We start from the raw sequence: 12,462 nt of genomic DNA, 5'->3' as shown, positions 1-12,462 counted from the left end.
GTTCCAATGCAAGAGCGGGCACATGCCATGGCATGTGCCCGCTCTTGCATTGCCGCGACGAAGCCTGTCATTTCCTCAATCCGGCCCCCCGTTCGGGATCCAATTCGAGCCCCGGTTCGGATCCCAGTCCGCGCAGGTAGGCGCAGAACATGTCGGCCATGGCATCGGCGAAGGCCGCCACCTCTTCCGGCGTGCGCGGCGTTTCCGAAAAGCGCTTGCCCACGGCGCCAAACGTGGTGGCAATCAGTTCTCCGGCCAGTGCCCGGGTGGTGTCGGAGGCAGCGGGCAACGCCTCGCGCATGAAGGACTGGATGACCACGCCGGCAGACGCCTTCGCCGCCCGGGCCTCGGGTTCGTTGCGGTACAGCGGCGCAGCGTCATGCAGCGCAAGGCGCATGGCCGCTTCCTCGCATTCGGAGCGGATGAAGGCATGAACCAGGGCGCGCAGCCGCTCCAGCGGAGGCATGCGCACATCTTCGAGTATGCCGCGCAGGACGTCCGAGGTCTGCCCCCACTCGTCGCGTTGCAGGCGGAACAGGATGGCCGCCTTGTTGGGAAAGTACTGGTACAGCGACCCCACGCTCACCCCGGCCCGCTCGGCCACGCGGGCGGTGGTGAAGCGGTGCGCGCCTTCCCTGGCCAGAACCTGAGCTGCCGCCGCCAGAATGGCGCTGACAAGTTCCGACGACCTGGCCTGTTTCGGCTGCTTTCTCGGCAAGATGCCGCTTTTCCGACCTTCCGGCATGGGGCCTTCCGCAATGCGAATTGTGAACGCGAATGATTGTTCGTATTTTTACTCCGGCGCCAGAAAACATGCAACCTGTACCCGGAGAACTCCATGACCACATTGCCTTCATCGGCCATATCCCCCAAGTCGGCGGACCAGCCCCTTCAGGCAACCCTGACGACCCCGCCCCTTGCCCCCCTGCTGGAACGCCTGTTCCGCGACAACGAAGCCTCCTTCCATGAGCATCCCGCCATGGCCGCCCTTTCCGAAGCGGAGCGGGACCGCCGCCTGCGCAGCAAGACGGGCTACCTCGACTTCTACGGGCAGCTCAGAGACCTGCCGCTGGCCGTCTCGCGCGAGACGGCCACCCTGCTCTACGTGCTGGCACGAGGCTGCCGGGCTCGGAGCATCGTGGAATTCGGCACGTCGTTCGGCGTCTCCACCCTGCACCTGGCGGCGGCACTGCGCGACAACGGAGGAGGCCGCCTGATCACCAGCGAATTCGAACCTTCCAAGGCGGCACGCGCCAGGGACAATCTGGCAAGCGCCGATCTCGCGGATCTGGTGGACATCCGCCAGGGCGATGCCCTGCATACCCTTGCAACCGGCCTTCCCGATTCCGTGGACATGCTGCTGCTGGACGGGGCCAAGGCCCTCTACCCCGAAATCCTGGGGCTGATTGAGCCGCACCTGCGGCCCGGCGCGCTCATCATTGCCGACGACGCCGGGTACAGCCCGGACTACCTGGCGCGGGTGCGGTCGCCCGCACGCGGATACCTGTCCATTCCGTTCGCCGAGGACGTGGAACTGTCCGTCCGACTCGGCTGATACACCCAGTGCGGGCAGTGCCCGACTGGCGGCAGCACCGCACCCCCACAACGCAGAACGGCCCGCGATCATGACGATCGCGGGCCGTTCGGGGGTGACCGGGTACGGGGCTAGTTGCCCCCTTCCATCTCTTCCTGGCAGGCCTTGCACAGTCCCACGCCCGGCACGGCGGCCAGCCGGGCGGGGGGGATGGGTTCGCCGCACTCGCGGCAGCAGGCAACGCCGTCGATCCACTCGGGCCCCTCGCGCCCAGGCGCGGAGGCGCTCCGCGCGCGGGACAAGGCGGCTTCGCGTTCCAGCCGCTCCAGTTCCTGGGCCTGATCGAAAATGTCCATGAGACCTCCTGGTTGTCCCGATCCGCTCCCTGTCAGTACCAGGTCCGCCCCCCTTGGCGCGGGTGGCGCCCGCGCGCATCCGGCCTGACTCCATCAACCGTCGATACGCCGTGAGTCCCTGTCGGCCCCACCGTCCGCGTGTTCCGGTCGGTCCGGTTCGCCGCTGGTCTGGACCATCGCTGGCTTCGTTCATCGCGGGTCCGGCTCACCGCAAATCCGGCTCACCGCAGGTCCGGCTCACCGCTGGTCTGGCGCTTCCGCCCTTGCTACCCGTCCAGCCCCTGCGCCGGAATGCCCGCCACCGTCAGCGCGTCCACGCGCACCTTGGCCACCGCCTTGACCATGGCGGACGGGCCGCCCTGCATGGCAATGCCCGGCATGTGCGCGTCCTCCGGAAACAGCGCCGCGAAGGTGCCCGGTTGCAGCAGCACGCGGGTGCACGGGCGCCCCGTTGCGGCAAAGAACCGCACGTCCCTGTCGTCGGCGTACGGCCCTTGGGCCTCCAGGCCGGGCAATGGCGTCCAGTCCAACCATTCCATACCCGAAAGAACGTACTGGATGTCAATATGCCTGCGGTGGGCTTCCAGCCGTCCGCTGCCGCCCGGCAGGGTGTCGTAGCGCCCCACTTCCACGTACACGCTGCCTTCCGGCGCATCCGCGCAGGGCACGGGATGGCGCCCGGCGGTCGCGTCGGGCGCCAGGTTGGCCAGAAAGGCAAAGGCCGCCCGCCATGCCGGGCCAAGATCGTAGCGCATCCACGTGTCCGACGTGCCGATTATCATTGGTTCCTCCAGGTTCGTGGCCGGGTTCCGCCTTGTCGGCGGCGCACGATATAGTGTCCCCGTGCGGCGCGCAACAGGCAGAGCGCGGCCGCTGGCAGGTTGCGGTCAGAGCGCAATCAGGGCGTAAAAAGAGCGTATCTGACGTGACACCCCGGCTCCAACCGTGCGAAAAAGCTCATGACAATTCGCCGCCACAATACCACAACACAACCGTCACCCTCGCGGGGTGAGGTGCCGCCACCGAATCTTGCATCATCCGATGCGCCCCGCGCCTTGCCAATCCTCACGAATGGGGGCATGAAAGCCGCGCGGTACGCGGATGCAGCTGGGGAGCCATCCACATGCCGCAGCGGGCACACTCGCACGCAATCCCGCGCCACGCGACGGAAGGGTTCACGGCGGGCAAACCGTAAACAGCCAAGTCGCCTTGGGGGGCAACATGTCTCTGACCATCCGCAGCAAGCTCATCATCGCCTTTCTTCTGTCCATCGTCGTCGCCATCGGCAGCGTTTCCGCCGTGGTGTCCATCGAAATCCGGCGTGCGTCGCTGCGCGACTTCGAGGATTCGTCCGGCGCCCAACTGGAGCGGGTGAACGACTTCGTCACCACCTTCTTCGAGGCGGCCCAGCGCAACGTGGTCTACCTGTCCACGCTGCCCCGCGTGGTGGACGCCAAGGGGCAGGTGGCCTCGTACGCCGACACCAGGCAGGACAACAAGCTGCACCACGCCTCGCTGACCGCCGAGGAACAGGCGCTGGCCAAGGTGTTCACCCTGATGGGCAAGGCCAACAACTGGTACGATGAAATATTCATCGGCTACCAGGACGGCGGCTTTCTCAGCCACATCGACGGTTCCGGCGTGCCCGCGGGCTACGACCCGCGCAAGCGCCCGTGGTACAGGGAAGCCATGGCCTCTTCCGGCAACACGCTGATCAGCAAGGCCTACATGTCCACCACCGGATATCCGGTGGCCAGCGTCATGAGCAAGGTGCGCACCGCATCGGGCGAGATCGTGGGCGTCATGGGCGTGGACATCAATCTTTCCACCCTGACCAAGGTCACCTCCAACCTGCGCATCGGCAAGACCGGCTACGTCATGCTGCTGGAGGACACCTCGGTCATCCTGTCCGACCCGAAACACGAAAAGTTCGGCTTCAAGAAGGCCGAAGACACCGGCGTGCCCGCCCTTGCCCAGATCATGAAGATGCAACGCGGCACCTTCGAAACCGCCATGGACGGCACGGACAAGCTGGTCACCGTATTCACCGGCTACCAGGGCTGGAAGCTGGTTGCGGTCATCGACAAGGCCGAGGTGTACGCCCAGTCGGCCAGCGTGGTGAACTATATTCTGATGGTGGGCGCGGGCATTGCCCTGGCCCTGATGGTGGTGGCCTGGCTGCTGGCCCGTTCCGTGGCCAACCCGGTGCAGATGCTGGTGGCCGCGTCCGGCCGCGTGGCGGCGGGCGAATTCGACGCCCTGCCCGACGCGCGCCACTTTTCGGGCGAACTGCTGGACCTGCACGGCAGCCTGACCGCCATGGTGCGCAACCTGGGTGAATTGCTGGCCACCGGCAAGGCCAAGACCGCCGAGGCCGAGGAACAGACCTGCAAGGCGGAAGCCGCCCTGCTGGAAGCCGAAAACGCCCGCCTGCGCGGCGAGCAGGCCCGCATGGAAGGCATCCGCCACACGGCGGCACGGCTTGAAGGCATTGTGGCCAACGTGCGCAACGCCTCGCACGAACTGGCCGGGCAGGTGGACGAGGCCCGGTCCGGCGCCGAGGTGCAGCGCGCCCGCACGGCCGAGGCCGCCACGGCCATGGAACAGATGAACGCCAGCGTGCTGGAGGTGGCCGCCAACGCCTCGCGCGCGGCGGAAAGCGCCGAAAGCGCACGGGCACAGGCCGAAGCTGGCGGGGCCATCGTACGCGACGTGGTGGACAGCATCCGCAAGGTGGACGAGTTCACCCGCGAGATGAGCGGCGGCCTGGGCGACCTGGGCAAGCGGGCCGAGGGCATCGGCAACATCATGACGGTCATTACCGACATCGCCGACCAGACCAACCTGCTGGCGCTTAACGCGGCCATCGAGGCGGCCCGCGCCGGGGACGCCGGACGCGGATTCGCCGTAGTGGCCGACGAAGTGCGCAAGCTGGCCGAAAAGACCATGACCGCCACCAAGGAAGTGGGCGACGCCATCACCGCCATCCAGCGCGGCACGCAGGACAACATCACCGGCATGGGCCGCGCGGCGGAAGTGGTGCAGCGCAGCACCGATCTGGCTTCACGGGCGGGCGAGGCGCTGGCGCACATCGTGTCCATCGTGGAATCCACCGCCGATCAGGTGCGCTCCATCGCCACGGCGTCGGAGCAGCAGTCCGCCGCGTCCGAACAGATCAACCGGGGCACCGACGAGGTGAACCGCATCGCCTCGGAAATGGCCGAGGCCATGGGCCAATCCACCCGCGAGGTGGGCGAACTGGCCAGGCTGTCGTCGGAATTGCAGGACGTCATCCGCGAACTGAAGGAAGACAGCTAAACGACGGGCCTGCAACCTGCCCCTGACATGAGACACCGCGCCCCGGCACCGCAACGATGCCGGGGCGCTTCGCGTTTCAGCCCACGTGCCCGACGGATGCGCAGGCACGAAAGATTCGCCGAGGCGCCCGATACTGCCCGCCGCCCTATTTCCCACCAGAATGGGAGGGAATCGTGACAAGCGCAGCGGAAGTGCTTACTCTCTGCCCCGTGGCGGGGCGCGCCCCTTCCGGCAGTGCATCCATGGACCGCAACGGCCCACGGATGCACGACAAGTTCCGAAGGCCATCGAAAGCCGCCATTGTCCGGACGCACGTGGGACGCGCCCGGCACCCCGCCCGGCCGCACGCTTGCCGTGGGTCCGGGCACCTTCCGGCAACCGTCAGCACGCGAGGCGTCGCATGAAGTACCGCATCCACCCCATCGTCATGGGGTCCAAGGTGTTCGACAAGGGTATGATGACCTACCAGCACGACTACGGCACGCCCTACACCATCCCCATCTACGCCTGGTACATCGAGGGCGGCGACAAACGCATCCTGGTGGACACCGGCGAGCTGAACCCCATCGTCTCGCCCGACCGCGAGGCGGCCCTGGGCGGCAAGATCTACACCTTCGAGGCGGGGCTGGCCAAATTCGGCCTCACCCCGGCGGACATCGACGTGGTCATCCACACCCACCTGCACAACGACCACTGCGAAAACGACTACAAGTGCGAAAACGCGGAAATCTGGGTGCACGAAAAGGAACTGGAGTCCATCCACAACCCGCACCCGCTGGATTTCCGCTACCTTGAAGACTACATCACCGACGTGGAAGACAACGGCCAGTTGCGCGTGATCACGGAAGAAGAGCGCGAAATCCTGCCCGGCATCCGCGTGGTGCACACCCCGGTGCACACCGAGGGCGGCCTGACCGTGTTCGTGGATACGGAACAGGGCACCGCCGCCATCACCGGGTTCTGCATCATCGACGAAAACATGAACCCGCCCGCCGCCATCCGGGGCATGGAGATGGAGGTCATTCCTCCCGGCACCTGCATCAACCCCAAGCTGGGTTACGACATCATGCTCAAGGTGAAGGAGCAGGCGGACATCGTCCTTCCGCTGCACGAACCGCGCTTTGCCCGCATGGAGACCATCGGCTGAGCCTGCGCCGCCACACCTCTACGCACCGGATGCGGCGCGCCGTTCCCGCGCCCGCTCACCGCACCTGAACGTCGGAACATCCACAGGAGCCTCGAATGACCATGAAGTTCATCGACGTCGCCTTCAATGGCGGCATGAAGATCGACGCCGTCCTCCACCCCGCCGCCCCCACCGGGCAGGATGCGCCGGACGCTGCTCCGGGCACCCCAGCCGCCGCCACCATCATCCACACCGACCAGCCGGTGAAGGACGGCGGCGATGGCACGGGACCCACGCCGTTCGACCTGTTTCTTGCTTCGCTGGCCACCTGCGCGGGCGTGTACGCCCAACGCTTCTGCGAGGCGCGCAAGATATCCACGGAAGGCCTCGGCATCCGCGTGGGCTGCGAATTCGCGCCCAAGGGCTTTCAGGTCACCCGCATGACCTTCGTGGTCACCCCGCCACTGGGCTTTCCCGGCGAGTACCGCGATGCATTGGTGCGCGCCGTGGAGTTGTGCACCGTGAAGAAGCACATCATGACGCCGCCTGCGTTCGAGGTTGTCCTGGCATAACCACCTCATGGCGTTAAAACCCTTTTGCCCGTTGGCGACGCATCATCCGTTTCGCCTGTCCCCGCAGCGCCGTGGTCCGCCACGGCACTGTCGCATTCATGAGGCACACTGACCTTGCCGGGCGGCATTGCGCCCCCTTTGCCCATTCCCACGCGGGCGGTCCTGTGGCAGATTCCTCATGTTCGACATGCCGTTCCATGCGGGGCGCATCGTCAGCTTCACCCGCCCCCGCAACGAACCGCCAACCAGAATCGCCGCCCCGGAGCCGCCATGCCTCACCGTTCCGTCAACCTTGCCCTGCACGTCATGAAGGACCCGGCCGCCATGGCCGAAAAGACCGCCCACCTGCTGCTGGAACGCTGTGAACGGGCCGTGGCCGCGCGCGGCGTGTTCACCCTGGCCCTGTCCGGGGGCAGCACGCCCATCCCGCTGTTCCGCCTGCTGGCCACCCCGGCCTGGCTCGACCGCCTGCCGTGGGAAAAGATCGCCGTGTACTGGGTGGACGAACGCTGCGTGGAGCCGGACAACCCGCAGAGCAACTACGGCGTGGCCCGGCGCGAACTGCTGTCGCTGGCCCCGGCCACCCGCTTCTACCGCATGAAGGGCGAGATGGACCCGATGGAAGGGGCCGCCGCCTACGAATCGCTGCTGCGCGAACATTTCGACCTGGAGAACGGGGCCTGGCCCCGTTTCGACATGGTGCTGCTGGGCATGGGCGAAGACGGCCACACCGCCTCGCTGTTCCCCGACGGGACGGGCCTTGCCGAGCGCACGCGGCTGGTCATCGACCAATACGTGCCGTCCACCAAGAGCGACCGGCTTACCCTGACCCTGCCGGTACTGAACAACGCCCGCTGCTGCGTGTTCCTTGTTTCCGGCAGGGAAAAGCACCCCGTGCTGGCGCGGGCGCTGGACCTGCTGGCGGAACCCACCCTGCCCGCGCAGTTCGTGAAGCCCGCCAACGGGGATCTGGTGTGGATTGTCGATGAAGGGGCGGCAAAAGGATAGCGGCTGACGGCTATCTGGTCACTCTTCCGCCGGGGGCAGCACGTCCACCAGCGCCTCACCGGCGGCCATGTCGATGACGGCGGCCATGAACGCGGGGGAGTGCTCCACGGGCAGGCCGATGATGCATTCCACGTCGGCCCCGTGCACTTCGGACAGGATGGCCGCTTCGTACGCGGGCAGCAGCCGCCGCAGGGCCCCGGCCCTGCCGTGGGCCAGCACCACGGACACCCGTGCGGGCACGATGCGCCGGCGCAGGGGCAGGCCGTCCAGCCCCAGCCGGGCCATGGTGGCGTAGGCGCGCACCAGCCCGCCGGTGCCCAGCTTGACCCCGCCGAAATATCGTGTCACCACCGCCGCCACCTCGCCCACGCCGCCGTGCAACAGTTGTTGCAGCATGGGGCGTCCGGCGGTGCCGTGGGGCTCGCCGTCGTCACTGCATCCGATGCGGGCTGTGTCGCCCGGCGGACCGGCGGCAAAGGCCCAGCAGTTGTGGGTGGCGTCGGCGAATTCGGCGCGCACCGCATCCATGAAGGCCCGCGCCGTGGCCGTGTCCGGGGCATGGGCCACGCTGACGATGAACCGGCTGCGCTTGATGGAGTCTTCCCGCCGGTACACGCCCCCGGCGAACCCGGTGATGCGGAGCAGTTCCGCCCCCTGCGCCAGGGCCTCGTGCCCTGCCGCGTCCTCCCTGCCCGATTGGCCGGGCAGAAAGGGCACCGGGTAACGAGCGGGCGCGGGCTGCGCCGCAGCAGGTGCGGATTCCGTTCCCGGCTCGGCTCCGGATGGGGTAGAGATACGCTGGTCGGTCATGGTCTCCGGCTGTAGCCGCCCACCAGTGGCGGGTCAAGCTGCCGAGCAGGCCACCCGACGACGCGCCCGCGCACCGCATTCCCGCGATGCAACCTTTCACCTTACGCCCCGGCACACACCCGGATAACCATGCCCAAGACCCTGATCATCGCCGAAAAGCCCTCCGTGGCGCGTGAACTGGCCCCCCTCGTGGGCGCCACGCAGCGCCGCGCGGGCTTTCTGGAAGGGCCGGACCATCTGGTCAGTTGGGCCGTGGGGCATCTTGTGGGCATTGCCGAGCCGGAAGAGCAGGACCCGGCTTGGGCGGGTCGCTGGACCCTGGACCAGTTGCCCATGCTGCCGCCGCGTTTCCGGCTGCGGGTGCTGCCTGAAACGGCGGACCAGTTCGCCGTGCTGCGCCGCCTGCTCACCGACGAGCGCGTCACCGGCGTCATCAACGCCACCGACGCCGGGCGCGAAGGCGAGCTGATCTTTCGGCGCATCTACCTGATGGCCGAGTGCGCCAAACCGGTGCGCCGCCTGTGGGCCAGCGACATGACCGAAGAAGGCCTGCGCAAAAGCCTTGCCCGCCTGCTGCCCGACGCGGAAAAGCGCAACCTGGGACTGGCCTCCTTTGCCCGGGCCGAGGCCGACTGGCTGGTGGGCATGAACTATTCGCGCCTGTTCACGGTAAGGACCGGCGGCCTGGTCTCCGTGGGACGCGTGCAGACCCCGGTGCTGTGCCTGCTCACCGCCCGCCGCCGCGAAATCGAACAGTTCGTGCCGCAGGATTTCTGGACCGTGGAGGGGGTGTTCACCCCCGGCGGCAAGGGTCGCGCCACGCAGGGTGATGAAGCTGCCGCCGCCGATCGAGCAACGCCTTCCCCTGCGTCTTCGGATGCCTCATCCCCCGCCCCCGGCACGCCAAACATGCCGGACACGCCGGCCCCCTTTCCCGCCGTATGGCACCGCCCGCCGGAACTGCGCGAAACCCGCGTGGACAGCGAGGACGAGGCCACGGCCATCGCCGATGCCTGCACCGGACGCGAAGGCGTGGTGGAATCTGTGGCCAGCAAGGCGGGCAGCCAGCAGCCGCCCCTGCCCTTCGACCTGACCACCCTCCAGCGCGAAGCCAACACCCGTTTCGGTCTGTCCGCCAAGGACACCCTGGCCCACGCCCAGGCGCTGTACGAAACGCACAAGCTGATCACCTACCCGCGTACCGATTCCCGCCACCTGACCAAGGAACTGTTTGCGGAAATCCTGAACCACTTCCGGGCCATTCACCACCTGTACCCGGACGAGACCATGCTGGCGGTCACGCGCATCAAGTCCGGCAAGATCAAGTTCGCCTGCGTGGACGACCGCAAGGTCACCGACCACCACGCCATCATCCCCACCGCCCGCAAGGGCGACCCGGCCCGTCTCTCGCAGCCGGAACGGCAAATCTACGAAATGATCTGCCGCCGGTTCATCGCCGCCTTCTGCGCCGAGGCCAAATTCGCCACATCCACCGTCACGGTGAAGGTGGGCGAGCACGCCTTCATCGCGCGGGGCAAGGTGTTCAAGGAAAAGGGCTGGCTGGCCGTGGAACCGTGGCGCGCGGCGGAGGACACCCCCCTGCCGCCCCTGCGCAAGGGCGCAAAACTGCACACCGACGACATCCGCCGGGTGACCCGCCAGACCAAGGCCCCGGCGCACTACACCGATGCCTCGCTGCTGGCGGCCATGGAAACCGCCGGAAAGCTGGTGGAGGACGAGGAACTGCGCCAGGCCATGAAGGAACGCGGCCTCGGCACCCCCGCCACCCGCGCCCAGGTCATCGAAACGCTGCTCCAGCGCGGCTACGCGGGCAGGCAGGGCAAGCGGCTCATCGCCAGCGACCGGGGCATGCAGGTGGCCGAGGTCATAGAGGCGCTGCTGCCCGACGTGGCCTCGCCAGAACTGACCGGCACGTGGGAAAAGGCCCTCAAGGACATGGAGGCGGGCACCGCCACCTATCCGCAATTCATGCACGGCATACGCGAAAGCGTGTGGCACGGCGTGCACCGCATCAAGCGGGTGGGCGGGCGCAACCTGGACCGCCTGCTGGACACGGCGTCCGAACGGTACGCCCGCACGCCCGACGGCCTGTGCCCCCTGTGCGGCGGCGAGGTGCGCGAAACCCCGCGCGGCTGGGCCTGCTCCGGGCAACCACCCGCCAAAAAACGCGGCAAGGCGGCAAACGGGGACGACGGCGCGGGGCAGGACGCCGCACGCGCCAGGCGCGGCGCGAAAAAGGCCGACGCGACAAATGGCGGGCCAGACGCCGCGCCGAACGGAGGCGAGAACGGCGGAACGTCCCCTGCCACTGCCAATGGCGGTCGCTGCCCGTTCATCATCTGGCGCACCTCCTTCGGGCGCGAACTGGACGAGCCAACGGCGCGCGAACTGCTGGCCACCGGGCGCACGGCGCAGGCCATGGACTTCACCTCGCGCCAGGGCAAGCCGTTCCGGGCGCATCTGGTGCTGAAAGGAGGCCGTCTGCGCCCCGAATTCGTGCCTGACGGGCCGCGCAGGGCTGCGGATGGCCCTGCCACCCAGCAACAACAGACGGAAGAAAGCACACAGCTTGCCGAAAACGCTGCCTCCGGCGCGTCCGACACCCCAGAGACGTCCACTACGCCGGGCACGCAGGACTCACCAGGCACGCCAGACCCACCAGGCGCGACCGACGCCCCCCGGCAACGCTGACACCTAGCCCCCCCGCCATGCCCTTATTCCGGGGGCGGCATTTCCTTTTCTCTTCTCCGCATCCGGGCCTCAGCCCTGTCCGTGCCGCACTCCCGCCTGCGGCCCTTTTGCGTTCCCCGTTTCCACGCGCTCGCCCTTCCCCCGTCCGGATGGATGGCGTATGCTCTCGACGATTTCTTTCCGTCTTTTTTCAAAAAAATGCTTTACAAGATCGAGGATGGCGTCTAAATAGGAATTGTTCCTGACAAGGAACACCGCACCGAAACCAACAAGGAGCATATCGATGAGCAAGACCCACGAGAACATGATGGCGGCCTTTGCCGGTGAATCCCAGGCCAACCGCAAGTACCTTGCCTTCGCCAAGCAGGCGGACAAGGAAGGCCTGCCGCAGGTCGCCAAGCTGTTCCGCGCCGCCGCCGAGGCGGAAACCATCCACGCCCACGGCCACCTGCGCAACGCGGGCAAGATCGGTTCCACCCTCGACAACCTCAAGTCCGCCATCGACGGCGAGACCTACGAATTCACCAAGATGTACCCGCAGATGATCGCCGAGGCCGAAGCCGAAGGCGAAAAGGTGCCCGCGCGCTACTTCGGCTGGGCCAACGCCGTGGAAGAGGTGCACGCCAACCTCTACAAGAAGGCGCTGGAAAACCCCTCTGCCCTCGCCGACGTGGACTACTACGTGTGTTCCGTGTGCGGCTACACCCACGAAGGCCCGCACGACGACAAGTGCCCCATCTGCAACGCCGCGGCCTCCGCGTTCTACAAGGTCGCGTAGTCCGTATTCTTCAAGGTGACCCTCCGCTCCCTGCGCGGACGGCGCACCCTTTCGGAGGGTCCTGGCGTGCATCACCGGGGCCCTCCCGTCATTTGCGCGTTCGATCCCGGCGCGCCCCCGCCCCTCTGCCACGCCCGTCCCTCTGCCGCGCCCGTCCCTCTGCCGCCCCCGTCCCTCTGCCGCCCCCGTTCGCCTGACGCGCCCGTTCGCCTGACGCGTTCGGGCCTGCCGCGCTCGACACCGTGCGG

At 67.4% G+C, this 12,462-nt stretch carries 11 protein-coding genes; 7 read left to right on the top strand and 4 right to left on the bottom strand.

The window, feature by feature from the left end; translation table 11 throughout:
• Positions 1 to 67: 67 nt before the first annotated feature.
• Positions 68 to 718, bottom strand: coding sequence for a TetR/AcrR family transcriptional regulator (locus DESTE_RS16945; RefSeq protein WP_198015372.1), 651 nt, complete (start codon positions 716 to 718; stop codon positions 68 to 70).
• Positions 719 to 838: 120 nt separating this feature from the next.
• Here DESTE_RS16945 and DESTE_RS16940 point away from each other — a divergent pair, with 120 nt between their 5' ends.
• Positions 839 to 1,555 (top strand): O-methyltransferase, encoded by a 717-nt coding sequence (locus DESTE_RS16940; RefSeq protein WP_051384530.1) that lies wholly within the window; start codon positions 839 to 841, stop codon positions 1,553 to 1,555.
• A gap of 110 nt (positions 1,556 to 1,665) precedes the next feature.
• On the opposite strand, the gene DESTE_RS16935 is transcribed toward DESTE_RS16940, so the two are convergent.
• Positions 1,666 to 1,890: a TraR/DksA family transcriptional regulator gene (locus DESTE_RS16935; RefSeq protein WP_035069179.1), complete on the bottom strand. Its 225-nt coding sequence runs from the start codon at positions 1,888 to 1,890 to the stop codon at positions 1,666 to 1,668.
• Between the two features lie 266 nt (positions 1,891 to 2,156).
• On the bottom strand, positions 2,157 to 2,672 hold the full coding sequence (locus DESTE_RS16930) for a NanQ anomerase/TabA/YiaL family protein (RefSeq protein WP_035069176.1): 516 nt from the start codon (positions 2,670 to 2,672) through the stop codon (positions 2,157 to 2,159).
• Between the two features lie 439 nt (positions 2,673 to 3,111).
• Between DESTE_RS16930 and DESTE_RS16925 the strand changes: the two genes are divergently transcribed.
• The 4 genes from DESTE_RS16925 (at position 3,112) to pgl (ending at position 7,914) form a co-directional block, all read left to right on the top strand.
• A complete protein-coding gene (locus DESTE_RS16925) occupies positions 3,112 to 5,208 on the top strand; it encodes a methyl-accepting chemotaxis protein (protein WP_156925402.1) in 2,097 nt (698 codons plus the stop codon).
• A gap of 400 nt (positions 5,209 to 5,608) precedes the next feature.
• Complete coding sequence (locus tag DESTE_RS16920; protein ID WP_035069173.1) at positions 5,609 to 6,355, top strand: N-acyl homoserine lactonase family protein; 747 nt, start codon at positions 5,609 to 5,611, stop codon at positions 6,353 to 6,355.
• A 95-nt stretch (positions 6,356 to 6,450) separates the two neighbouring features.
• Positions 6,451 to 6,906: an OsmC family protein gene (locus DESTE_RS16915; RefSeq protein WP_035069170.1), complete on the top strand. Its 456-nt coding sequence runs from the start codon at positions 6,451 to 6,453 to the stop codon at positions 6,904 to 6,906.
• A gap of 270 nt (positions 6,907 to 7,176) precedes the next feature.
• Entirely contained in the window at positions 7,177 to 7,914 is a 738-nt protein-coding gene (pgl, locus tag DESTE_RS16910) for a 6-phosphogluconolactonase (RefSeq protein ID WP_035069167.1), read from the top strand.
• A gap of 18 nt (positions 7,915 to 7,932) precedes the next feature.
• Here the strand turns inward: pgl and DESTE_RS16905 are convergent, their stop codons facing one another.
• Complete coding sequence (locus DESTE_RS16905; protein WP_084559512.1) at positions 7,933 to 8,724, bottom strand: IMPACT family protein; 792 nt, start codon at positions 8,722 to 8,724, stop codon at positions 7,933 to 7,935.
• Positions 8,725 to 8,853: 129 nt separating this feature from the next.
• Here DESTE_RS16905 and DESTE_RS16900 point away from each other — a divergent pair, with 129 nt between their 5' ends.
• Both DESTE_RS16900 and DESTE_RS16895 read left to right on the top strand, forming a co-directional pair.
• Complete coding sequence (locus tag DESTE_RS16900) at positions 8,854 to 11,436, top strand: type IA DNA topoisomerase (protein WP_051384529.1); 2,583 nt, start codon at positions 8,854 to 8,856, stop codon at positions 11,434 to 11,436.
• A 283-nt stretch (positions 11,437 to 11,719) separates the two neighbouring features.
• On the top strand, positions 11,720 to 12,214 hold the full coding sequence (locus DESTE_RS16895; protein WP_035069165.1) for a rubrerythrin family protein: 495 nt from the start codon (positions 11,720 to 11,722) through the stop codon (positions 12,212 to 12,214).
• Positions 12,215 to 12,462: the final 248 nt, after the last annotated feature.

Origin of the sequence: Nitratidesulfovibrio termitidis HI1, from assembly GCF_000504305.1 — a bacterium.
GTDB classification, from domain to species: Bacteria; Desulfobacterota; Desulfovibrionia; order Desulfovibrionales; family Desulfovibrionaceae; genus Cupidesulfovibrio; species Cupidesulfovibrio termitidis.
The sequence above is the reverse complement of the archived record's forward strand: the minus strand, read 5'-3'. Positions and strand labels throughout refer to the sequence as shown.